We start from the raw sequence: 22,463 nt of genomic DNA on the forward strand, positions 1-22,463 counted from the left end.
TCGAAGCACCCTAATTAACCAGCGTGCTTCACTGCACGCACGAAATGCAGCGTCGGCAACACGCTCCTTGTCGGCCTGCGCGGAAGGATGCAAACCAATGGTTCTCCAAGCTGACCAGCGCGCGCGCCTCAGCCAGCCTGCTCCACCAGGCTCGCCAATTCGTCTTCATCGAAGCCTGCCAGCAGACGCGCTTCGATATTGAACGGGCCGTGCAGGTAGCCGCCGGCGTAGTCGCGCAACAGTTCCTTGAAGCGCGCGCGCGGCTCGATGCCGGCCTGCTCGCAATACCAGCGATACCAACGCGAACCCGCGGCGACGTGCGCAACTTCTTCGCGCAGGATGATCTCCAGCACCTGCGCAGTGGCGGTATCGCCCAGCGAGCGCAGTTTGTGGATCATGGCCGGCGTGACATCCAGCCCGCGTGCTTCCAGCACTCGCGGCACCAGCGCCATGCGTGCCAGGCCGTCGTGCGCGGTTTTCTCGCACATCTCCCACAGCCCGTTGTGCGCGGCAAAGTCGCCGTAGTCGTGGCCGTGCGCGTGCAACCGTGCGCGCAGCAGCATGAAGTGACGCGACTCGTCATCGGCCACCGCCACCCAATCGGCATAGAACCCGTCCGGCACACCACGGAACCGGTACACCGCATCCCAGGCCAGATCGATGGCGTTGAGCTCGATGTGCGCGATGGCATGGATGAAAGCTGCACGTCCCTCCGGCGTGCCCAGGCCGCGCCGTGGCAGCTCGCGCGGATGGACCAGCAACGGGCGCGGCGGGCGCCCCGGCATACGAATGGGTTCAGGCACGGCGGCCTGGTCCCGCAGCGGCAAGCTGCCCGCGCGAAACGCTGCGGCGTACTGCTGGGTCAGCGCGACCTTTTCGACCGGATCACATGCCTGCAGGCAGGCGTGCGCGGCTTGCAACAGATCCATCGTCACTCCCTGCGGCCCGCAGCCTTGTAGTTGCTGCGGCGCGCGCACTCACACTGCCGCGTCACAGTGCCCTGAGTGATCAGGCGCGCCGGCGCTTCTTGGCATCGTCCGAACGCAGCTGCTGGATGCGCTCGAAATACCCTGGCTCGATACCGGTGATGTACTCGCCGTTGAAGCACGACGAATCGAACTGCTTGATGTCCGGATTGCCTTCGCGCACCGCCACTTCCAGGTCTTCCAGATCCTGGTAGATCAGCCAGTCGCAGCCCAGGAATTCCTGGATTTCCTGCTCGCTGCGGCCATGCGCAATCAGTTCTTCGGCGGCCGGCATGTCGATGCCATAGATGTTCGGGTAGCGCACCGGCGGCGCAGCCGAGGCCAGATAGACCTTGCGTGCACCGGCGTCGCGCGCCATCTGCACGATCTGCCGGCTGGTGGTGCCGCGCACGATCGAATCGTCGACCAGCAACACCACGCGGTTGCGGAATTCCAGATGGATCGGGTTGAGCTTGCGACGCACCGATTTCTGCCGTTCGCCCTGCCCCGGCATGATGAAGGTGCGGCCCACGTAACGGTTTTTGACGAAGCCTTCGCGGTACTTCACACCGAGCACGTTGGACATCTCAAGCGCCACGTCGCGCGAGGTATCCGGGATCGGAATGATGGTGTCGATGTCATGGTCCGGACGCAGGCGCAGGATCTTCTCGCCCAGCTTCAGGCCCATGCGCATGCGCGCCTTGTGCACCGAGATGTTGTCGATCATCGAATCGGGACGCGCGAAATACACGTACTCGAAAATGCACGGCGCATGGTCGGTCGGCGCGGCACAGATTTCGGAGAACAGCTCGCCGCGCGCGGTGATCACCAGCGCCTCGCCCGGGCGCACGTCGCGCACGCGCTGGTAGCCGAGAATGTCCAAGGCCGCCGATTCGGACGACACGATGTATTCAGTGCCTTCGGCGTGTTCGCGCTTGCCCAGGACCAGCGGGCGGATGCCGTGCGGGTCGCGGAATGCCACCAGGCCCAGACCCAGCACCACGCTGACCACCGCGTAGCCGCCCTTGCAACGGCGATGCACGCCGGCCACCGCGCGGATCGCCGCTTCGGGGGTAAGCATGCGTTGCGCGTCCAGCTCGTAGGCGAACACGTTCAACAGCACTTCGCTGTCCGAATCGGTGTTGATATTGCGGCGGTCGGCCTCGAACACCTGCTGGCGCAATGCCTCGGTGTTGATCAGATTGCCGTTGTGCGCCAGCGCGATGCCGTACGGCGAATTGACGTAGAAGGGCTGCGCTTCGTCCATGCCTTCCGAGCCGGCGGTCGGGTAGCGGCAGTGCGCGATGCCGACGCGGCCTTCCAGCACCGCCATCTTCTTTTCGTCGAAGACGTCGCGGACCAGGCCGTTGGCTTTTTGCACGCGCAACCGCGTGCCATCGGCCGTGGCGATGCCTGCGGCATCCTGCCCGCGATGCTGCAGGACGGTCAGGCCGTCATAGAGCTGCCCGGCGACGTTCTGGTTGCCGACAATACCGACGATGCCACACATGGTGCGCGTTCTCCGCTTCGGCTTGCGCCGTTACTGTGAAGGTGGCCGTGCCTGGCCTTGGGACTCGACCCGAGCCGGGTCGCTTTCTCCGCCGCGAACCTGCGCCGGATCGATATTGGCCGGCATCGCCTGCGTCGGATCGCGTCCGTCGCTGGCAGCGTTGCCGGGTTTGCCGAGCGCCTTGTTGATCGTGTCGCTCAGGCCAGACCCAGAGAGCGCTTTGCCCAGGTCCGTATTATCGCCTGCCGAAGGCAACTTCCCCAACTCCGCTGATACGTTGCCGAGTTCCATCGATGGAAGGTCCATCGAGGGCATTCGCCAGGCCGGCAGTTGCGCGCGCATCCAGCCAGCGCCCGGCGACAGCACCGGCAGCAGGACCGATTGCCGCCAGGCCGGTTCGCGCGGCAGCGGCGTGAAGCCCATCAGCAGCACCAGCACGCAAGCCAGGAAGGCCCCGCGCACCACACCCAGACCGAACCCGAGCATGCGGTCGGTCCCGCCGAGCTTGACCGCGTCCACGCCGGCGCGGATCACCATGCCGATTACCGCCACGCTGATCAGCACGCCCACGAACACCATGGCGTAGCCACCGAACGACTCGGTCGCCGAGGGATGCTTGCCATCGGCCAGCCAGCGCGCGGCCGGGCCGCCGAACAGGAACGTGGCCCAGCCGGCCAGCAGCCACGACAGCGTGCCGACCACGATCGCCACAAATCCACGCAGCAGGCCCAACAGCGCCGACACCAGGATGATGACGCCCAACACCATGTCGATCATGGCCAACCTCGTGACGCGGGGTGCGCGCCGCTTGCCTGGCAGGATGCAGTCATCATCGCCCTCCCCTCCATGGGTGTGAGGCTATCGAGAATCAAGGATGTGGACGCACCATACCGGAGATGCCGACCTTGGCCGCCACCTGGGCACGCAATTGCTCGGCATCGCCCCGGTTGGCCACCGGCCCGACGCGCACGCGGTTGAGCGCGCCCTTGTCGGTGCGCACCTCTTCCACGAACGCGCTGAATCCGGCGGCGCGCACGCGGTCGCGCAGCGCATTGGCGTCTTCGGCACGGCCAAAGGCACCCAGCTGGACCGCAAACCCAACCCCACTGGCGGCCGGCGCGGTCGGCGCTGCCGCGACCGGCTTGGCCGGCTCGGGCTTGCTGGGTTCGGGCTTGGGCGCTTCCGGCTTGGCTGGCGCAGGCTTGGGCGCCTCGGCCGGCTTGGGCACTACGGCCACCGGCTTGGCCGGCTCCGGCGGCAGGCTCTCGGTCTTGGTCGGCGCCGTGGTGGCCGCCGCGGTGGTGCTGCCGGCCGGCTTGGGCGCGGTGGTGCTCGGGGTGGGAGCGGTCACCGGTGCAGGCGCATTGGCACCGGCATCCAGCGTCACCACCTGCGCGTTGACGTCGCTGCGCACCTTGACCGCCTGCAGACGGGCCGCTTCGGCCTGCGCCTGCTCGGCATACGGGCCCACCCGCACGCGCCAGGCAGGGCGACCATTGATCTGGGTCTTTTCGCTGAAGCCGGGCAACTGCGCCTGCTTGAGCCGCGCGATCACTGCATCGGCGTCGGCACTGCTGGCGTAGGCGCCGAAGTTGACCGCGTAATTACCCGCAGCCACCTCCGGTGCGAACGGCGTACTCGACGGGGCGGCCAGGTCGGCCGCATCCGGGTTGTCCTGCACTGCGGCCGGAGCGGTGGCAGCGCCCCGCATGCCGAGCGCGCCGCCAGCCGGCGTGGCACCGGGTGTGACCAGCGGCAATTCGCGGGTTTCGAACTCGCCATTGCCGGGTGCGGCAGGTGCGTCGAGCGGAACATCGGCCACGCCGCTGGAGGGCGCAGGGCCCTTGACCAGCATCGGCAGGAAAATCACGGCGAGCGCCACCAGAACGATGGCGCCAATCAGTCGCTGTTTCAGAACAGTATCCACGGAAGAGACAAGAGGCGGCGTGGCGGGGTGCCGCGGCGATTATAAGGCCGGCGCCCGGCAACCGACCTCAATGGCCTGAATGAAGTGCCTGCAACGCATCGGCCACGGTGTGGAAGGAGCCGAACACCAGCACGCGGTCGCCTGGCTGCGCCCCCGCCAGCACCGCGCGCAGCGCATCGGCCACATCGCCATGGCAGGCCGCCTGTGCGGCGGCGGTGCCCTGCAGGCGGGCGCGCAAGGCCTCGGCCGACTGCCCACGCGCGCCCTCCAGCCCGGCCAGCGCCCATTGGTCTACACATCCGGCCAGCGCCTCGACCACGCCTTGCACATCCTTGTCCGCCAGCGCCGCATACAGCGCAACGGTGGTGCCGGCCGGCGTGGCGGTGCCCAGCGCCTGGGCCAGGGCGCGCGCCGCCTGCGGGTTGTGGCCGACATCGAGCATCAGCTCCACCCCATCGCGCGCGACCTGCTGCAGGCGGCCAGGCAGCTGCGCGTCGGCCACACCCTGCGCCCAGGCGGTTGCAGGCAACTCGACCGGCAACGCCTGCAATGCGGCGATTGCCGCCGCTGCATTGGCCAGCTGCACCGGCGCCTGCAAGGCTGGCATCGGCAGCTCCAGGGTCTGCGCAACATCGCGCCAGCGCCAGTGCTGCACATCGATAGGCTCATGGAAATAATCGCTGCCGGCGCGGATGGCGTTGGCGCCCAATTGGTAGGCGCGCCGCAACACACTGGATGGCGGGTCGATCTCACCCAGCACCACCGGCTTCCAGCCGCGGATGATGCCGGCCTTCTCCGCACCGATCGCCTCGCGGTCCTCGCCCAGCCAATCGGTATGGTCGATGTCCACGGTGGTGATCACCGCCACATCGGCATCGATGATGTTGACCGCATCCAGACGCCCGCCCAGGCCGATTTCCAGCACCGCCAACTCCAGCGCGGACTGCTGCAACAGCCACAGCGCCGCTAGCGTGCCGAACTCGAAATAGGTCAACGCGGTGTCGCCGCGCGCCGCCTCCACCGCAGCGAACGCGGCCACCAATTGCGCATCGCTCGCCTCGACACCGTCGATACGCACGCGCTCGTTGTAGCGCAGCAGATGCGGCGAAGTGTAGGCGCCCACCTTCCAGCCGGCTGCACGCCCAATCGCTTCGATGAAGGCCACCGTGGAGCCCTTGCCATTGGTCCCGCCGACCACGATCACGTGCGTAGCCGGCGCTGCGATCTGCAGACGCGCAGCAACTTCGCGTACACGTTCCAGGCCCATGGCAATTGCGCTGGGATGCTGTTGCTCGATGTAGGCGAGCCAGTCGGAGAGTGTGTTGGGGGTGGTCACTGTGCTACCTGACGTCTTGCGGGCAGCGCGCATTATCGCGGTTGCCCGGGCCCTGGACTACCAGCAGCAGCTTTTCATCTTTGACCCGCAGACGTTAGGTGTCTGCCACCTTGTGAGCAGGTGGCAACGCGCTGAACATGGAACGACACCTATCCGGCCAACATGACGTCCACACCGTGGCGCGTCATTGCGGACCGTAGATTTCCACAATGTGTGTCCCCAATCGTGAGCGCTGCCCTTTCAATATCACTGCGACCTGCTGCTGTGGATAGCGGTGATACAGGTCTTCGTGGATGCAGAGGTAATCTGGAAACCCGTGTTCCATTGGCCCACCCCGCAGCCGATATTCACAGGTGCTTCGACTCGATTGATGGTCCGTCTGCATGACATACGCTTCTTCGAATGAACCGCCAATGGCCCAGGTCAGCAACCAGGGTGCCGTTTTTGCAAGCAACAACCACGACACAAAACCCAGCATCACCGGTGTTGCGCAGAACATGAAGACACTGAAAATACGCCCGTGTCCGTCCAGGTCCGTTGGTCGACCAAGACGCCGGTTGTGCCTGCGCAGCCACACCGTCAGCACGATGCCAACCGCTAAACATGGCCATTTCAAAGTGCGTCCTTGCAGGAATTGTGCAGGAACGAAATCGGCAAACAAGCCCAAGGCAAGCAGACCCATCACGGCGAAGAACGTTCCGATCTTCATCCATGCAAACAGTTTCGATGTCACTTGATCATCCTGACGAGGTACGTTGGAGGGTGCGCCGCGTTACGGCAGGGCCGATGCGATGCGCATGCCCAGCACCGACCGCTGGCCACGCACCCGCATCGCAACCTGCTGGTCCGGATGCCGCCGATACAGCTGCTCACTGATGCAGAGATGGCTCGGGAAACGCTCTTCGAGCGGGCCGCCGCTCAACCGGTATTTGCAGGTCCGCCCACTGCGCACGTACTCGGTTTGCATGAGGTGGGTTTCTTCAAAATCCACGCCCGCGATACGCGTATAGATCCACGGCGCGCCTCTGGCCAGCACGATCCAGCACAGCAACCCCAACAACGGCGGCGCCAGGCAGATGGCAAGCACGGTGTTGATCAGCTGCTTGCCGACGACCACCTTCCATCCCCCGAAGCGATAGCCCTGCACGACGATAAACGCCGTCATTGCCGCGCCCAGCAGCCACATCGGCGCAATCCAGTTCCGCCCGGACATGAAGGGTGCGGGGATGAAATCGGAGAAGCTCCCCAGCACCAACAGGCCGGCTACTCCCGCGAGCGCCGTGATACGGAACGCTTTTGGCCAGCGGGGCGGTGTTACGGTCGAACGCGCCATGGCGTCTTCCAGCATCCTTGCTGCACGTGGCCTTACAACGCCCGATGCTTGGCTTCACCAAAGAACGGCGTGTGGTGCGCGCAATCGTTGAGGCGGACCACTTCCAGGTGATCGACGTCGTCGCCTTCGAGCAGGTTGAGCGTGGTGGGGGCCTGGCGGAAGCTCCACAGCTTGGACAGCGGCAGGCCCAGGATCTTGCACAGGATCACGCGGTTGACCGCATCGTGCGCGACCACCAGCAAGGTGTCGTCTGCACCCAGGCCGTCGGCGGCGCGCGCCAGACCGCGCCAGCTGCGATCGAGCACCTGACGCAGCGATTCGCCGCTGGGCATCAGCACGGTGTCGGGTTCTTCGCGCCATGCGCGCAGGCGCGCCGGATCCTTGTCATTGATTTCGCTTGCAAGCAACCCTTCCCATTCGCCATGGGCGATTTCCTGCAGGTCCGCATCGGTCTGCAGCAAGCCTGCGCGTGCAGTGCCAAGTGCCAACTTTGCGGTGGCCTGGGCACGCGAGAGTGGCGATGCCACCGCGCGGTTGATCTGCAAGGCCTGCAGACGCGCGCCCAACGCGGCGGCCTGCCCTTCGCCGACCGGTGACAGCGGGATATCGATCTGGCCCTGGTAACGGCCTTCGGCGTTCCACGGCGTCTCGCCGTGACGGGCAAGCAGGATGCGCATGCGCGAGAGATTCCTTGGGGAGGGGCCGGCTCGCCTTGCGGCCAGACGGGAGCGGCATGATACCGCCCTCGCCGCCTCCCCGGGCCGCGAATCAGCCAGACGGTGAACTGGTCGGCGCACCGTCCTGCGCGTTGCATGTCACCCGCAGGCCAGCCAGCACCCGCGGCTGGCTCAGGCGCGACCGAGCGCCGGGTCGCTGCGACTGGGCTTGCCGGTTTCCAGGTGCCCGGCGAGCCGGCGGCGGAACGCGCTGCCCCGCTGCTCCACCACAATGTCATACCAGTGATCGCTCGCCGCCAATGCCAGGCGCAGGGTGTGGCGCTGCCCTGCGGCCAACTGCAGCGGCTGTGTGGTCGGCTCGGCGTACTCCAGCGCGCGCACCTGCAACGTGCACGGCTGGCGCCCGGCATTGCCGATCTCCAACACCAGCAGCTCGCCATCCTGACGCGCCTGCACCCACGGCGCTGACAACGCCGGCTGCTCGGCACCTAAATTCCCTGCGAATTCACGCAGGAATCCATTCGGGCCGTGCACGTGCAATGCATACGCGCCGTCGTGCACCGCGCCCATCGGCACGTCGTCCAGCTGAGTGCCGGGCAAGACGGTGTAATACCAGGGGCCGCCTGTCGCGGCGGACGTGTACACGTTGAAGGCAGCTGCAGCGGCACCGGTGTTGACGAACTGCAACTGCACGCCGTTGTCATCGTGGACACGCGCATGCACCTGCAACGCATACGGCAGCGCGCGCGCGGGCCGCTGCCCCGGTTCCTGCCGCGGCATCTGCGCAGTGGTTGGCGGCACCGGCAGCGGTTTGTCGCGCACCGCGGCCGTGCGTGCGCGGTAGTCGCCGATCGCTGGCAGCGCGCTCAGCGCGGAATGGTCCGGCTGGCGGAAGTCGAACACGCTGGTGAGATCGCCACTCACCGCGCGTCGCCACGGGCTGATGTTGGGTTCGGCCACACCGAAACGGCGCTCGAGCAAACGCAGCACGGAGGTGTGGTCGAACACCTGCGAGTTGACCCAGCCGCCGCGCGTCCAGGGCGAGATCACCAGCATCGGCACGCGAATGCCCAGCCCCACCGGAACGCCCTCGTGCACTTCGCCGCGCGCGTCCACGTTACTGCGGCCCATGCGCGCATCCAGCGCCGGCAGCGGTGCAGGCACGTGATCGAAGAAGCCGTCGTTCTCGTCGTAGTTGATGATTAGCGCGGTCTTGGACCACACCTCGGGATTGGCGGTGAGCGCATCGATCAGCCGCGCCACCAGCGATTCGCCATATGCCGGCGGCGCTTCGGGATGTTCGCAATAGGCGGTGGGCGGGATCACCCACGACACCTGCGGCAGTCGGTTGGCTTGTACATCGGCGGCGATGGCTGCGACCAGATGATCGGCCTGCGTGGTGGCGGCATTGTCGGCAGTGGAGCCCGGGACGCACGCACGTGCGCGTCGATAGCGCTCATCGTTGCGATCCAGATCGCGATAGTGCGCAAAGTACGCCAGCGAATTGCAGCCGAAGTTGTCGTACTCCTGATACACCCGCCAATCGACACCGGCCGCCTGCAGACGCTGCGCGTAGGTAGTCCATTGCATGGCGGCGTAACCGGGTTTGTCGCGCGCCATGTCGGCGGTCCAGTTGCCGTCGTCGGCATTGGTGACGGTCTGCGCACCGGTGTTGCCCACGCTCAAGCCGCTGGTACCGGTAAACAGATACATGCGATTGGGATTGGTGGGCCCATGAAGCGAGCAGAAATAGCCATCGCAAATGGTGAACGCGTCGGCGAGCGCGTGGTAGTACGGAATATCGCTGCGCTGGAAATAGCCCATCGTCAGCTCGCCCTTGTACGGCACCCAGGCGTCGTATTCCTGCCAGCGCAACGGGTCTTGCCCATGGCCGGCTTTCCAGGAGTGATCCAGGCTCTTGATCAGCGGCGCGCGGGTGTTGCGCGCATCGAAGGCGAACGGCAACACACGTCGCCCGTCGCTGGCGGCCTGGCTCCACACCGGGTTGCCGTCGCGCAACTGCAGCGCACGTGGGTCGCCGAAGCCGCGCACCCCGCGCATGGTGCCGAAGTAATGATCGAAAGAGCGGTTTTCCTGCATCAGGATCACCACGTGTTCGATGTCGCGCAAGGTACCGGTGCGTGCGTTCGCCGGCAGTGCGAGCGCGCGTCCGATCGAGGCGGGTAGCGCACCGGCAGCCGTCAGTGCTGCCACACGCTTGAGAAAGTCGCGACGCGAGGGGGAAGCCGTCATGGAAGAAAAACCTTTGGAAAACCCTGAAAAAGACGGCGTGCCGCAGCGGCGCCCGACGCCAGTGCACACGTATAGCCCCCGCACGCGACAGTTTTGCGACAGCCACCGTCATCAATGTTTCATGAGCCGTTGACACCCTGCGTCGCGAAACGCCGGTCTTGCACCGTGCGTCCGCCCTCAGCCGTGCTCGAACAGGATTCCCCCATGACTTCCGCCCGTCGTTTCCATGTCACGCCACTGGCGCTCGCCCTCGCCGCGCTGCTTCCCGTCATCGCACACGCCGCCGACCCCATCCCCGCCAGCGCGGCGGACGCGCCGGTAACGCCCGCCGATGCGGCTGGCAACGCGACCCAGCTGGATGCGATCAACGTGGTCTCGCAAGGCAGCACGCGGCAGGTGCAACGCATCAGCCGGCAGGACATCGAACAGCTGACACCGGGTAGCAGCGCCTTCAAGGCGGTGGAAAAGCTGCCCGGCGTGCAGTTCCAGTCCGCCGATCCCTTCGGCACCTATGAGTGGTCTACGCAGGTCACCTTGCATGGCTTCGACCAGAGCCGCCTGGGCTACACGCTCGACGGCATCCCGCTGGGCAACATGAGCTACGGCGTCACCAACGGCCTGCACATCACCCGCGCCATCATTTCCGAAAACCTCGGTTCGGTAGAGATCGCACAAGGCGCCGGCGCACTCGGCACCGCGTCCAACACCAATCTGGGCGGCACCATGCAGTTCTACTCCGCCGATCCGCAGACCACGCCCGGCGCGCGGCTGGTGCAGACGGTGGGCAGCGATGCAACGCGACGCACCTTCGTGCGCGCCGATACCGGCGATCGCAATGGCTTGTCGGCGTATCTGTCCTACGCCAATGCCAGCACCGACAAGTGGAAGGGCTTCGGCGATCAGCAGTCCGAGCAGGCCAACCTCAAGACTGTCTACCAGTGGGGCGATGGCAATCGCCTGAACCTGTTCCTGGATACCTCGCGGCGCAAGGAATACGACTACATGGACCTGTCGTTGACCAGTCAGCGCGCGCTGGGTTGGGACTACGACTACCTGCAACCGGATTGGGCCACCGCGGTGCAGATGGCGCGCGCCTACCAGACCACCGGTGCCACCAGTGGCGTGGCCAACGGCTATCCGCAATCGCTGGCCGGATTGCCGGACGACTACAGCTGGCTCGATGCCAGCTACTACGCCGGCGGTGGCCTGCGCCGCGACAATCTTGCCGGCCTGTCGGGCACGTTCGTGTTCGGCGGTGCAACCCTTGATGCCGCCGGCTACTACCACGCCAATCGCGGCGAGGGGCAGTGGGTGACACCGTATGTCGTCACCTCGGCGCAGATCCCGGTGTCGATGCGCACCACCGACTATGGCCTGGACCGTTTCGGCGGCACCAGCGCATTGAAGTGGTCGTGGGGCAATCACGATCTGGAAGCCGGCGTGTGGGCCGAGAATGCACGCACCACGCAAGGGCGCAATTACTTCGCGCTGGGCAACGAGGGCTACACCTCGCTATACAACGTGTACGAAGCGCAGACCCCGTTCCGCCGCGATTTCCAGCAGCGCTACACCACCCAGACCCGCATGCTGTACCTGCAGGACACCGTGCGCCTGCTCGATGACCGCCTGACGGTGAACTACGGCGCAAAGGCGCTCAGCACCACCACGCGTGCGCAATCGCTGGTGCCGACCACCGCGCTGGCGCAAGGCCGCATCCGTGCCGAAGACAACTTCCTGCCGCAAGTCGGCGTGAACTACAAACTCGACGAACGCCAGGACATCTACGCCTCCTATAGCAAGAACATCGCCGCGTTCGGCTTTACGCCGTTCGCCACCTCGCAGGCCGCGTTCGACCGCAGCCGCTCCACGCTGGAGCCGGAAGAATCGCAGACGGTGCAGGTGGGCTACCGCGTGCAGGACGCGCAATTTCAGCTCTCGGCCGACGCCTACTTCACCAAGTTCTCCAACCGCCTGCTGACCACCTCGCCGTGTACGGCGGTGCAGACCTGCGCATCGATCCTGAGCAACGTGGGCGCGGTGCACAGCGCTGGCGCCGACCTGGCGTTGATGTGGCGCCCGATCGAGGGCCTGAGCTGGTTGAACTCGCTGTCGTGGAACCGCTCGCGCTACCAGGACGATTACCTCAACAACGGCGTGGTCGCCACCGCGGGCAAGGACGTGGTCGGCATTCCGGCGTTGATGTTCTCTTCCAGCGCGAGCTACCAGATTGGCAACCTGCGCCTGGATCTGGACGGCAAGTATGTCGACAAGCGCTACATCACCTTCCTCAACGATTCGCAGGTGCCCTCGTACTGGCTGTTCAATGCCGGCGCGCGCTATGACTTCGGCCGCCTCGGCGGCGTAGTCAATGTGGCGCTGGCCTTGAACATCACCAACCTCACCGACAAGCGCTACTTCGCCAGCACCGGCACCAATGGCTATGTCGCCTCCGATCCGAATGGCTACAACCAGACCATGGTGGTGGGCGCGCCGCGGCAGACCTTCCTGAGCCTGGATGTGAAGTTCTGACGCTGGCGAATGAACAGTGCGGTGTTGGATGCGCGTTGCCTCCGCGAGTGAAATGCGGTGCAACGCCAGCGCATTGAGGAGTCCACCGTAGTGGCGCCTTCTCGGGCGCCAGCAGATTCTCGACCCAAGCCCCTCGCCGTCGGGAGAGGGGCCCGCCAGAGCGGACACCGGCAGCGGCGCTGGATGGCACGACCATCAAGCGCCGCACGTTGCGTCATCCGTTCCTGCCAGGCATTTTTCTTCAGGGGCAAGCTCCACGCGGGCTAATCCACCGCTCCGCCAGTCGATCGCACGCATCAGGTCGCTACGGCGGCGCTGCGAGGCTGACATGCGTCTGCCTCGCACGCCTCCGGATCTCTCCATCAGGCACGGGCATGGCCCATTCCGCCACATGATCGACCGCAACGCGCTCAACGCCATTCGCTTGGCGCGCCTCCCGCTCCACCCCGTCACCTGCCAAGCCAAGCCGAGTTCCACCGCAATCGTGCACCGCCGCATGGCGCCGACGCCCAGCCGCATATAATTGCCGGCTTATCTTTCACTGAGCAGGTCCCGCCAGATGGCGCAGACGATGAAGGCGCTGGTCAAGCGCGAAGCGAGCAAGGGCATCTGGCTGGAACAGGTCCCCGTGCCCACCCCGGGCCCGAATGAGGTCCTGATCAAGCTGGAAAAGACCGCCATCTGCGGCACCGATCTGCATATCTACCTATGGGATGAATGGAGCCAACGCACCATTACGCCGGGCCTGACCATCGGCCACGAGTTCGTCGGCCGCGTGGCCGAGCTCGGTTCGGCGGTGACCGGCTACCAGGTCGGCCAGCGCGTGTCGGCCGAAGGCCACATCGTGTGCGGGCATTGCCGCAACTGCCGTGGCGGCCGCCCGCATCTGTGCCCCAACACGGTGGGCATCGGCGTCAACGTCAACGGCGCCTTCGCCGAATACATGGTGATGCCGGCCAGCAACCTGTGGCCGATCCCCGACCAGATCCCCTCCGAGCTGGCCGCCTTCTTCGACCCCTACGGCAACGCCGCGCATTGCGCGCTGGAATTCGATGTCATCGGCGAAGACGTCCTGATCACCGGCGCCGGCCCGATCGGCATCATTGCCGCCGGCATCTGCAAGCACATCGGTGCGCGCAATGTGGTGGTCACCGACGTCAACGACTTCCGCCTCAAGCTGGCCGCCGACATGGGTGCCACGCGCGTGGTCAACGTGTCCAAGACCTCGCTCAAGGACGTCATGGCCGACCTGCACATGGAAGGCTTCGACGTGGGCCTGGAAATGAGCGGCAACCCGCGCGCGTTCAACGACATGCTCGATTGCATGTACCACGGCGGCAAGATCGCGATGCTCGGCATCATGCCGCGCGGCGCCGGTTGCGATTGGGACAAGATCATCTTCAAGGGCCTCACCGTGCAGGGCATCTACGGCCGCAAGATGTACGAGACCTGGTACAAGATGACCCAGTTGGTGCTATCGGGTTTTCCGCTGCAGAAAGTGCTGACCCACCAGTTGTCGATCGACGAGTTCCAGAAAGGGTTCGACCTGATGGAAGAAGGCAAGGCCGGCAAGGTCGTGTTGAGCTGGAACTGAGTAACCGCTCCACCGCTGTGAAACGCAAAAGGCGCCGGAAGGCGCCTTTTGCATGTCAGCTCCAGTGATTATCTCGGGACGCATCACCGGCGCTGTCGCTTCGCTGCCTGCTGCACCAAACTGATTGCCCTACCCCGCCCTCATGCCTGCAGCACGCTCCAATGCTCCGGCAAACGCCCTGTGCGCAGCGCCTTGCTACGGCCAGGTCACCGTCGCGGTGGCGACCAGATGGTTCTGCGAATTCTGCCGGCCAAATCCGAACTCCGCCGCTTCGCTGGTGTCGTAGTAGCCCACGCTCAAACCGAGCGGGCCAAACGCCTTGCCCACGTTCACCCCGAAATCGTTGTAGTCGTGATCCACCTGACTGAGCGAAGAGGTATAGATGCTGTGGCCCGCATGCGCGCCAAAGGTGAAGTCGTACGGCAGCGTCCAGTTGGCGTCCAGCGCGTAGTAGTAGCCATCGGTCTTGGTGCCGTACAGATCGTTGGTATAGGCAACCGTGACGCTGTAGGTTTTGAGGAACGTGGTCTTGGTGATCAGTTCGGCGTAATTCGACGCGCCCGCTCCCAGATACTGGTAACGGTTGACCATGACATCGACATTCCAGTTGGCCCCGAGGTCCTTGTTGTAGCCGACAAAACCATCCACTTCCCAATCCGGATCGCCCGCGCCGTAATCGACGTTGGAAGTCCAGGTGCCGATGTACAGGCCGAACGGTGTCTTGTAGGTCAGCCCGGCCTGAAACGCAGCCTCTTCGTTGGTCTGCGAAATGCCGCGGAACAGGTAATCGCTGGTCACCGCGAAGGTGCCGGTGAACGGTGAGGCGGGTGCGTCTTCGTCCTGTGCCTGTGCCAACGGCGCGGCACCTAGGAGCAACAGCGACAGGCAACAAGCAAGCGAGGATGGCTTCATCGGGCATCTCCTGGAGCGGTGGGCGTTCGGATTGCATGAAGCGAGACTGCACAGACTTATTAGTCCAACTGCCATTGCAGCGCAACATAAATGTCGCGCTCGCTTGACCTGGCGCACATCCTTCGACGGCAGGCCGTGCGACTCAGTCTCCCTTTCATCGACCGCCGACGCACAATCTTGATGCGCGCACTGCAGGATGAAGACGCGTCACAGCCCACGACCGACGCCACTCTTACGACTCCTCAGTCACCGCTAACCACTCACACATTCGAGCTCAACAGCCCAGCGCCAACCGGCGATGCATCAGGCCGGAAACACTCCGTAATGCCGCGCAGCCAGCCGCAGTTGCTGGCCTGCCGTGATGGTGCCCGCCGATGCCGGCAGTTCCACTTCCACTTCATTGCCCGCCGCGTCCAGGATGGCGCGCACCCGCAGGCGGGCGCCGCTGCGTTGTGCCCAGGCCACGGTGGCCGGCCAGCCATCGGCGTCCGGCACCAGATCCTCGGGGCGCACGTAGACCTCCACCGGGCCCGCAGCCAGTGCGGGGTTGGCCGACGGCAGCGCATGACCGGCCACCTGGATCTGGCCGTGCGCAAGCACGCCCGGAATCCGGTTCACCGCACCGACGAATGAGTACACGAACGGCGACGCTGGCGTGTCGTAGACGCGCGCCGGCGTATCGAGCTGTTCGATCCTGCCGCGGTTGAGGATGGCCACGCGGTCGGCCAGTTCCAGCGCTTCTTCCTGATCGTGCGTCACGAACACCGTGGTCAGGCCGGTTTGCTCGTGCAACTCGCGTAGCCAGCGGCGCAGGTCGCGGCGCACCTGTGCATCCAGGGCACCAAAAGGCTCGTCCAGCAGCAGCACGCGCGGCTCGATCGCCAGCGCGCGCGCCAGCGCCACGCGCTGACGCTGCCCACCAGACAACTGGGTCGGGTAACGCTGCTCCAGGCCCTGCAACTGCACCAGCGCCAGCAGCTCTTCCACGCGTGCGCGGATGCGCGCTTCGGCCCAGCGCTCCTTGCCGCGCCGCACGCGCAGCCCGAACGCGATGTTCTCGAACACATCCATGTGCTTGAACAGGGCGTAATGCTGAAACACGAAACCCACCCGCCGCGACTGCACGCTCATGCGGGTGGCGTCTTCGTCGCCGAACAACACCTGCCCGCCGTCTGCATGCTCCAGCCCGGCCATGATGCGCAACAACGTGGTCTTGCCCGAGCCGGACGGCCCCAGCAGCGCCAGCAACTCGCCCTGGCGCACGTCCAGGGTGATGTCGTCCAGTGCGGTGAAGCTCGCGAACTGCTTGCGCAGATGGCTGATACGGATGCCCATGGTCACCTCAGTGGCGGTGGTTGGCGGCGAGCGCATCGCCATGCCGCCATTCCAGATATGTCTTCACCGCCAGCGTCAGCAGCGCGGTCAATGCCAGCAGCGAGGCGCATGCAAACGCGGCGCTGTAGGCGTATTCGTTGTAGAGAATTTCCACGTGCAGCGGCAGCGTATTGGTGCGCCCACGGATATGCCCGGACACCACCGACACCGCGCCGAATTCGCCCATCGCCCGCGCCGCACACAGCAGCACGCCATACAGCAGGCCCCAGCGGATATTGGGCACGGTTACGCGCCAGAACATCTGCCAGCCGTTGGCGCCCAGGCTCAGTGCCGCCAGTTCCTCGTCACTGCCCTGCTGCTCCATCAGCGGCATCAGCTCGCGCGCGATGAAGGGAAAGGTCACGAAGGTTGTCGCCAGCACGATGCCCGGTAGCGCAAACACAATGCGCGGCAGCTGGATCAGCACCACGCCCAGTGCCGGCAATTCCACCCGCCAGCCTTCATCGATCAATGGCCAGGCCCAACCGTTGCGGCCGAAGATCAACACGAAGATCAGGCCCGCCACCACCGGCGACACCGAGAACGGCAGGTCGATCAGGCTGATCAGCAGGCGTTTGCCCGGGAACTGGTGCTTGCTCACCGCCCATGCGGCGGCCACGCCGAACACCAGGTTCAGCGGCAATACCACCGCGGTGACCAGCAAGGTCAGCTTGATCGCCGACAGCGCATCCGGGTCGACCAGCGCGTGCAGAAATGTCGCCCAGCCACCACGCAGCGCCTCGGCGAACACCAGCACCAGCGGCAACAACAAAAAGGCCAGCAAGAATCCCAATGCGCCAAGAATCATCAGCCACTGCACCCAGCGCGGCTCGCTGGTGGCCGACTCGGTGATGCGGCGTGCCTGTCGGGCGGTGGCAGTGCTCTGCAGCATGGTGGGCAGCGGCGAAACGGCGTCGGTCATGCGCTGCTCCGTTGATAGCGCAGCAGGCGTGCCTGCAGTGTATTGACCACCAGCAGGATCACGAACGACAGCAGCAGCATCGCCGCGGCAATCGCAGTGGCGCCGGCGTAGTCGAACTCCTCCAGGCGAATGGTGATCAGCAGCGGCGCGATCTCGGTCGCGTTGGGCAGGTTGCCGGCGATGAAGATCACCGAGCCGTATTCGCCCACACCGCGCGCAAACGCCAGCGCAAAGCCGGTCAGCACCGCCGGCCACAGTGCCGGCAACACCACCCGCCAGACCGACTGCCAGCGCGAGGCGCCCAGCGTGGCCGCGGCTTCCTCGATTTCGCGCTCGCTCTCGGCCAGCACCGGCTGCACTACCCGCACCACGAACGGCAGGCCCACGAACACCAGCGCAATCACGATGCCGAGCTGCGTATAGGCCACCTTGATGCCAATCGCCTCCAACCAGCGGCCCACCCAGCCATTACCGCCATACAGCGCCGTCAGCGCGATACCGGCCACCGCCGTCGGCAAGGCGAACGGCAGGTCGATCACCGCATCGAACAGGCGCTTGCCGGGAAAGCGGTAGCGCACGAACACCCAGGCCACCCAGGTGCCCATCACCGCGTTGAACGCACCGGCCGCGAACGCCGTGCCGAAGCTCACCCGCAGCGCCGACAGCACGCGCGGCTCGCTCCAGACCCGCCACAGGCCATCCCAGCCCAGCCCGCTGGTCTTGATGAAGACACCCAGCAACGGAATCAACACGATCAGCCCCAGCCAGGTCAGGGTGATGCCCAGGCTCAGTCCAAGACCGGGCATCACGCGTCTGCGCGATGCCCGCGCCGGAGGGGGTGCAACCGACATCTGCATCGCCTACTTGCTGGCCTGGATCTGGTCGAACAACCCACCGTCGGCGAAATGTTCCTGCTGCGCCTTGTCCCAGGAGCCGAATGCCTCCTGGATGGTCACCAGCTTGATGTCCGGGAACCGCGCCAGGTCGTTGCGGTCGGCAAACTCCGGATGGCGCGGGCGGTAGAAGTGCTTGGCGGCCAGCTTCTGGCCTTCCGGTGCATAGAGAAACCGCAGATAGGCTTCGGCCACATCGCGGGTGCCATGCTTGTCGACGTTCTTGTCCACCAGCGCCACCGAAGGCTCGGCCAGGATCGACAGCTTCGGCACCACGATCTCGAACTTGTCCTTGCCCAGTTCCTGGCTGGCCAGCAGGGCCTCGTTCTCCCAGGCCAGCAGCACATCGCCAATGCCGCGCTGGGCAAAGGTGGTGGTGGCGCCGCGTGCGCCTGTATCCAATACCGGCACGTTGCGGAACAGCGCGCGCATATAGCGCAGGGTGCGCTCGCGGTCGCCCTTGAAGATGTGGTCCGCGTAGGCCCAGGCCGCCAGATAGTTCCAGCGTGCACCGCCGGAGGTCTTGGGGTTGGGCGTCACCACCGACACGCCGGAGCGCAGCAGGTCCGGCCAGTCCTTGATGTTCTTCGGGTTGCCCTTGCGTACCAGAAACACGATGGTCGAGGTGTACGGCGCACTGTTGTCGGGCAGGCGCTTTTCCCACGCGGTGTCGATCAGCTTGGCCTTCTGCGCGATCGCATCAACGTCGTAGGCCAGCGCCAGCGTGACCACGTCGGCCTCGATGCCGTCGATCACCGCGCGCGCCTGCTTGCCGCTGCCACCGTGCGAGGTCTCCACACTGACGGTGTCTTGCGGATGCTGCTGCTTCCATTGCGCAGCAAAGGCCGTGTTGTACTCGCGATAGAACTCGCGGGTGGGGTCGTAACTGACGTTGAGCAGATTGATCTCACGGGCGGCAGCCGGGCCGGCCAGGGCCAGCAGCGTGCCGAACACCGCAGCAATAAGGCGGAAGCGGGAATGGGTCACAACGATCTCCTGGCCGATGGGGCGCAGCCTGAACAGCAAGCATGCCATGCTGCGCAGCGGCACGCGGCCGGTGAAATGACATCCACGCCGGCGCTTATGCCAATTTTGCATGACGTAGTGGTATGCCACCGTGATCGTTAAAATTGCGCCTCTTCCTGCCACTGCGATCGCCATGACCAACGCTCCCGCCGCGCTGACCGCCCATTACGCCGCCGAACTGGAATCAATCCAGTCCCAGGGGCTGTTCAAGTCCGAGCGCATCATCACCGGCCCGCAGTCGGCACAGATCACGCTGGCCGACGGCCGCCGCGTGCTGAACTTGTGCGCCAACAATTATCTTGGCCTGGCCGACCACCCGGCCATCATCCAGGCCGCCAAGGATGCACTGGACACGCACGGCTTTGGTATGGCCTCGGTGCGTTTCATCTGCGGCACCCAGGACCTGCACAAGCAGCTCGAACGCACCATCGCCGACTTCTTCGGCACCGAAGACACCATCCTCTACGCCGCCTGCTTCGATGCCAACGGCGGCCTGTTCGAGCCGTTGCTCGGCGAGCACGACGCCATCATTTCCGATGCGCTCAACCACGCTTCCATCATCGACGGCGTGCGCCTGTGCAAGGCCAAGCGCTTCCGCTACGCCAACTGCGACATGGCCGATCTGGAAGCGCAGCTGCAGGCCGCCGATGCCGCCGGCTGCAAGACCAAGCTGATCACCAGCGACGGCGTGTTTTCGATGGACGGCTTCATCGCCCCGCTGGATGAAATCACCGCGCTGGCACGCAAGTACAACGCGCTGGTGCACATCGACGAATGCCACGCCACCGGCTTTTTGGGCGCGACCGGGCGCGGCTCGGCCGAGGTCAAGGGCGTGATGGACCAGATCGATATCTTCACCGGCACGCTGGGCAAGGCAATGGGCGGCGCGTTGGGCGGCTTCACCACCGCCAAGCGCGAAGTCATCGAACTGCTGCGCCAGCGCTCGCGGCCGTACCTGTTCTCCAACTCGCTGCCGCCGCACGTGGTGGCTGCCGGCATCAAGGCCTTCGAGATGCTGGACGCGGCCGGCGAGCTGCGCACGCAGCTGGTGGAAAACACCCGCTACTTCCGCGAGCGCATGACCGCTGCCGGCTTCGACGTGAAGCCCGGCGTGCATCCGATCAGCCCGGTCATGCTGTACGACGCACCGCTGGCGCAGCGCTTTGCCGAACGCCTGCTCGAAGAAGGCATCTACGCGATCGGCTTCTTCTTCCCGGTGGTGCCCAAGGGGCAGGCGCGCATCCGCACCCAGATCAGCGCCGCGCACACCCGCGCGCAACTGGATCAGGCGATCGACGCCTTTACCCGAATCGGTCACGAGCTCAAGGTCATCGGCGGCTGAGCATGCGCACGGTGCTGCGCCAGCGCCTGCTGCTGGCTGCGCAGACCGATGCGCAGGCCCAGTTGCACGCAGGCAGTTGGGAAACCCGCTGCCTGCACTGCCGGCGGCGCCTGTCGGTGCGCGCCGATGGCGAAGCGCTCGGGCACACCACGCTGGAACACGTGGTGCCGCAGGCCTGGTTTGGCCGCCGCGCGGCAGCGCCGCTGTGCGCCCAGGTGGGAGACGACCCCAACGACGCACGCAACCTGGCGCTGGCCTGCGCCAGCTGCAATCACGCCAAGGGCCGCCGGCACGATGCCAACGGCGCAGGCGACGCGCGGGCCGTTGAGGTGGTGACGGCCTTGCTCAACGCGCGGCTGGCGCGCTGGCGGCCTGTGCCGCCGGTGCCAATGCCCTGACTTCGGCGGCGCTGAGCAGACGCCAGCTGCCCTTGCCCAGCTCGCCCATCGCCAGCGGGCCGATCGCCACGCGCACCAGGCGCAAGACACCGATATCCAGTGCTGCGAGCAAACGACGGATCTGCCGGTTGCGGCCTTCATCCAGCACGATTTCCAGCCAGGCGTTGCGCTCACCTTCGCGCAGCACACGCACCTGCTTGGCGCGCAGCAGGCTGCCATCGCCCCCGGGGTCGGTATCGGCCACGCCGTCGTGCATGCGCGCCAGCTGCAGCGCATCCGGGCGGCAATCCACCTGGACGTGATAGGTCTTGTCCGGGCCGGTCGCCGGGTCGGTCACGGCGGCGGCCCATTGTGGGTCGTTGCTGAAAAGCAGCAACCCCTCGCTGGCCTTGTCCAGCCGCCCCACCGGTGCCAGCCATGGCAGGCCGGCGCCGTCGAAGCAGCGGTAGACGGTGTCCCTGCCCTGCTCGTCGCGCACCGTGGTGACCACGCCGCGCGGCTTGTTGAGCATCAGGTACAGCCGTGCCCGTCCGGCCAGGGGCTGGCCATCGATGGCAATGCCGTCGTGTTGATCGGCGCGCAGCGGGAACTCCGGATCGCGCACCACTCGGCCCGCCACGCTGACCCGCCCATCGGCGACCCAGCGCGCAGCCTCGGTCCGCGAACACACGCCCAGCTTGGACAGCACCCGCGCCAGACCATGCCGAGGCGTGGGTGTAGCGCTGCCTGCACCAGCGCGCGCGCCAGCTGGCGCCTTGCCAGCGTGGCGGCGTTGCCGGGATGCTGCCGGCGCAGGTCGCCGGGGCATCGCGTCCGCTCCGGGGCTTACTTGTTCTCGACCGGCTTGGCGTCGGCCGCCGGAGCCGGCGTCGCTGCCGCAGGCGCTGCGCCGGCAACCGGACGCGCCTTGACCACGCGCACGCCGCGTGCCTTCATCCAGGCGTCGAACTCTTCGGCCGTCATGCGCTTGCCGTTCTGGCTCATGTCAAAGCGCCACGGGGTGTTATCGAACGCGGTGGTGGCCTTGTAGGCCGCCGGATCGTTTGGATTGACGGTGCCGCCCGCCGGCATGGCCTTGGCTAGGTCCTGGCAGCCTTCCACGCGCAGACGCAGCAACACGCGGTCCACCGACTGCTCGCTGGTGTAGGGCTGTGCCAGCACGCCGGTGGGCATGCCCAGCTGCACGCTGCGGGTGTAGAACTCGGCGGCCGCCGGAGCGATCACGGTGGCAGGCAGCGGCAGTGGCTGGGACACCGTGCTGCCAGTGCAGTTCGGAGCGGCGTAGGCGGCGGGAATCAAAGCGAGACAGAACAGTCCTGCCGTAGCGGTACGCAGCATCGTGAATTCTTCCAATGGGTGGTATGTCGACGCGGCGAGTGTAGGCAGCGATGAACGCCGTTTCAACCGGAACCGTGCCTGGATCGCAACACAGACAGGATTTGCGCCGCAGGACGGCGCGATTGCCGGCCCCA

The 22,463-nt window shown here is 65.7% G+C and carries 20 protein-coding genes; 4 read left to right on the forward strand and 16 right to left on the reverse strand.

Features of this window, described 5'->3' with window-relative positions; all coding sequences use genetic code 11:
- Positions 1 to 128: 128 nt before the first annotated feature.
- From QRM60_RS04680 to QRM60_RS04720, 9 genes are all read right to left on the reverse strand, one after another.
- A complete protein-coding gene (locus QRM60_RS04680) occupies positions 129 to 929 on the reverse strand; it encodes a ferritin-like domain-containing protein (RefSeq protein ID WP_285445696.1) in 801 nt (266 codons plus the stop codon).
- A gap of 79 nt (positions 930 to 1,008) precedes the next feature.
- Positions 1,009 to 2,475 carry an amidophosphoribosyltransferase gene (gene purF / locus QRM60_RS04685; RefSeq protein WP_011036167.1) on the reverse strand — a complete coding sequence of 489 codons (1,467 nt, stop codon included), beginning with the start codon at positions 2,473 to 2,475 and terminating at the stop codon, positions 1,009 to 1,011.
- A 30-nt stretch (positions 2,476 to 2,505) separates the two neighbouring features.
- Positions 2,506 to 3,252 carry a CvpA family protein gene (locus QRM60_RS04690; protein WP_014506849.1) on the reverse strand — a complete coding sequence of 249 codons (747 nt, stop codon included), beginning with the start codon at positions 3,250 to 3,252 and terminating at the stop codon, positions 2,506 to 2,508.
- 91 nt (positions 3,253 to 3,343) lie between these two features.
- A complete protein-coding gene (locus QRM60_RS04695) occupies positions 3,344 to 4,402 on the reverse strand; it encodes an SPOR domain-containing protein (RefSeq protein WP_285445697.1) in 1,059 nt (352 codons plus the stop codon).
- A gap of 67 nt (positions 4,403 to 4,469) precedes the next feature.
- The gene (gene folC, locus QRM60_RS04700) at positions 4,470 to 5,738 is read right to left on the reverse strand and encodes a bifunctional tetrahydrofolate synthase/dihydrofolate synthase (RefSeq protein ID WP_285445698.1); all 1,269 of its coding nucleotides are present in this window, start codon (positions 5,736 to 5,738) and stop codon (positions 4,470 to 4,472) included.
- Positions 5,739 to 5,922: 184 nt separating this feature from the next.
- Positions 5,923 to 6,471 carry a hypothetical protein gene (locus QRM60_RS04705; RefSeq protein WP_228423858.1) on the reverse strand — a complete coding sequence of 183 codons (549 nt, stop codon included), beginning with the start codon at positions 6,469 to 6,471 and terminating at the stop codon, positions 5,923 to 5,925.
- A 39-nt stretch (positions 6,472 to 6,510) separates the two neighbouring features.
- Positions 6,511 to 7,086 carry a hypothetical protein gene (locus tag QRM60_RS04710; protein ID WP_285445699.1) on the reverse strand — a complete coding sequence of 192 codons (576 nt, stop codon included), beginning with the start codon at positions 7,084 to 7,086 and terminating at the stop codon, positions 6,511 to 6,513.
- A 17-nt stretch (positions 7,087 to 7,103) separates the two neighbouring features.
- Complete coding sequence (locus tag QRM60_RS04715) at positions 7,104 to 7,748, reverse strand: histidine phosphatase family protein (protein ID WP_285445700.1); 645 nt, start codon at positions 7,746 to 7,748, stop codon at positions 7,104 to 7,106.
- A gap of 171 nt (positions 7,749 to 7,919) precedes the next feature.
- Positions 7,920 to 10,001, reverse strand: coding sequence for a phospholipase C, phosphocholine-specific (locus tag QRM60_RS04720; protein ID WP_285445701.1), 2,082 nt, complete (start codon positions 9,999 to 10,001; stop codon positions 7,920 to 7,922).
- Between the two features lie 114 nt (positions 10,002 to 10,115).
- Here QRM60_RS04720 and QRM60_RS04725 point away from each other — a divergent pair, with 114 nt between their 5' ends.
- Complete coding sequence (locus QRM60_RS04725; RefSeq protein ID WP_285445702.1) at positions 10,116 to 12,530, forward strand: TonB-dependent receptor; 2,415 nt, start codon at positions 10,116 to 10,118, stop codon at positions 12,528 to 12,530.
- 559 nt (positions 12,531 to 13,089) lie between these two features.
- Positions 13,090 to 14,124 carry an L-threonine 3-dehydrogenase gene (tdh, locus tag QRM60_RS04730; RefSeq protein WP_172666275.1) on the forward strand — a complete coding sequence of 345 codons (1,035 nt, stop codon included), beginning with the start codon at positions 13,090 to 13,092 and terminating at the stop codon, positions 14,122 to 14,124.
- A 195-nt stretch (positions 14,125 to 14,319) separates the two neighbouring features.
- Here the strand turns inward: tdh and QRM60_RS04735 are convergent, their stop codons facing one another.
- From QRM60_RS04735 to QRM60_RS04755, 5 genes are all read right to left on the reverse strand, one after another.
- Positions 14,320 to 15,036, reverse strand: coding sequence for a TorF family putative porin (locus QRM60_RS04735; protein ID WP_011036158.1), 717 nt, complete (start codon positions 15,034 to 15,036; stop codon positions 14,320 to 14,322).
- 303 nt (positions 15,037 to 15,339) lie between these two features.
- The gene (locus tag QRM60_RS04740; RefSeq protein ID WP_011036157.1) at positions 15,340 to 16,371 is read right to left on the reverse strand and encodes a sulfate/molybdate ABC transporter ATP-binding protein; all 1,032 of its coding nucleotides are present in this window, start codon (positions 16,369 to 16,371) and stop codon (positions 15,340 to 15,342) included.
- A 7-nt stretch (positions 16,372 to 16,378) separates the two neighbouring features.
- On the reverse strand, positions 16,379 to 17,332 hold the full coding sequence (cysW, locus tag QRM60_RS04745) for a sulfate ABC transporter permease subunit CysW (RefSeq protein WP_012439097.1): 954 nt from the start codon (positions 17,330 to 17,332) through the stop codon (positions 16,379 to 16,381).
- Positions 17,329 to 18,189, reverse strand: coding sequence for a sulfate ABC transporter permease subunit CysT (gene cysT, locus QRM60_RS04750; protein ID WP_042596249.1), 861 nt, complete (start codon positions 18,187 to 18,189; stop codon positions 17,329 to 17,331). Before cysT ends, cysW begins: the two co-directional genes overlap by 4 nt.
- A 3-nt stretch (positions 18,190 to 18,192) precedes the next feature.
- Positions 18,193 to 19,212 (reverse strand): sulfate ABC transporter substrate-binding protein, encoded by a 1,020-nt coding sequence (locus tag QRM60_RS04755; protein WP_103699604.1) that lies wholly within the window; start codon positions 19,210 to 19,212, stop codon positions 18,193 to 18,195.
- A gap of 172 nt (positions 19,213 to 19,384) precedes the next feature.
- On the opposite strand from QRM60_RS04755, the gene kbl reads away from it, so the two are divergent.
- Together kbl and QRM60_RS04765 are read left to right on the forward strand one after the other, a co-directional pair.
- The gene (kbl, locus tag QRM60_RS04760) at positions 19,385 to 20,593 is read left to right on the forward strand and encodes a glycine C-acetyltransferase (protein ID WP_285445703.1); all 1,209 of its coding nucleotides are present in this window, start codon (positions 19,385 to 19,387) and stop codon (positions 20,591 to 20,593) included.
- A gap of 2 nt (positions 20,594 to 20,595) precedes the next feature.
- Entirely contained in the window at positions 20,596 to 20,991 is a 396-nt protein-coding gene (locus tag QRM60_RS04765) for an HNH endonuclease (RefSeq protein ID WP_285445704.1), read from the forward strand.
- Here QRM60_RS04765 and QRM60_RS04770 read toward each other — a convergent pair.
- Together QRM60_RS04770 and QRM60_RS04775 are read right to left on the reverse strand one after the other, a co-directional pair.
- Positions 20,939 to 21,799, reverse strand: a complete 861-nt coding sequence (locus QRM60_RS04770; protein WP_274348386.1) for a pseudouridine synthase — start codon at positions 21,797 to 21,799, stop codon at positions 20,939 to 20,941. The two genes, QRM60_RS04765 and QRM60_RS04770, sit on opposite strands and share 53 nt — an antisense overlap.
- Before the next feature lie 17 nt (positions 21,800 to 21,816).
- A complete protein-coding gene (locus QRM60_RS04775; RefSeq protein WP_011036150.1) occupies positions 21,817 to 22,329 on the reverse strand; it encodes a hypothetical protein in 513 nt (170 codons plus the stop codon).
- Positions 22,330 to 22,463 lie beyond the last annotated feature (134 nt).

The sequence above is a fragment of the Xanthomonas sp. fls2-241-TYG-148 genome (assembly GCF_030208815.1).
GTDB lineage: Bacteria > Pseudomonadota > Gammaproteobacteria > Xanthomonadales > Xanthomonadaceae > Xanthomonas > Xanthomonas campestris.

Bases quoted from the DNA above. Each gene is read 5' to 3' on its own strand.
- QRM60_RS04680 (WP_285445696.1), bottom strand. From the start codon at position 929: ATGGATCTGTTGCAAGCCGCGCACGCCTGCCTGCAGGCATGTGATCCG.
- purF (WP_011036167.1), bottom strand. From the start codon at position 2,475: ATGTGTGGCATCGTCGGTATTGTCGGCAACCAGAACGTCGCCGGGCAG.
- QRM60_RS04690 (WP_014506849.1), bottom strand. From the start codon at position 3,252: ATGATCGACATGGTGTTGGGCGTCATCATCCTGGTGTCGGCGCTGTTG.
- QRM60_RS04710 (WP_285445699.1), bottom strand. From the start codon at position 7,086: ATGCTGGAAGACGCCATGGCGCGTTCGACCGTAACACCGCCCCGCTGG.
- QRM60_RS04715 (WP_285445700.1), bottom strand. From the start codon at position 7,748: ATGCGCATCCTGCTTGCCCGTCACGGCGAGACGCCGTGGAACGCCGAA.
- QRM60_RS04720 (WP_285445701.1), bottom strand. From the start codon at position 10,001: ATGACGGCTTCCCCCTCGCGTCGCGACTTTCTCAAGCGTGTGGCAGCA.
- QRM60_RS04725 (WP_285445702.1), top strand. From the start codon at position 10,116: ATGTTTCATGAGCCGTTGACACCCTGCGTCGCGAAACGCCGGTCTTGC.
- tdh (WP_172666275.1), top strand. From the start codon at position 13,090: ATGGCGCAGACGATGAAGGCGCTGGTCAAGCGCGAAGCGAGCAAGGGC.
- QRM60_RS04735 (WP_011036158.1), bottom strand. From the start codon at position 15,036: ATGAAGCCATCCTCGCTTGCTTGTTGCCTGTCGCTGTTGCTCCTAGGT.
- QRM60_RS04740 (WP_011036157.1), bottom strand. From the start codon at position 16,371: ATGGGCATCCGTATCAGCCATCTGCGCAAGCAGTTCGCGAGCTTCACC.
- cysW (WP_012439097.1), bottom strand. From the start codon at position 17,332: ATGACCGACGCCGTTTCGCCGCTGCCCACCATGCTGCAGAGCACTGCC.
- cysT (WP_042596249.1), bottom strand. From the start codon at position 18,189: ATGCAGATGTCGGTTGCACCCCCTCCGGCGCGGGCATCGCGCAGACGC.
- kbl (WP_285445703.1), top strand. From the start codon at position 19,385: ATGACCAACGCTCCCGCCGCGCTGACCGCCCATTACGCCGCCGAACTG.
- QRM60_RS04765 (WP_285445704.1), top strand. From the start codon at position 20,596: ATGCGCACGGTGCTGCGCCAGCGCCTGCTGCTGGCTGCGCAGACCGAT.
- QRM60_RS04770 (WP_274348386.1), bottom strand. From the start codon at position 21,799: ATGCCCCGGCGACCTGCGCCGGCAGCATCCCGGCAACGCCGCCACGCT.
- QRM60_RS04775 (WP_011036150.1), bottom strand. From the start codon at position 22,329: ATGCTGCGTACCGCTACGGCAGGACTGTTCTGTCTCGCTTTGATTCCC.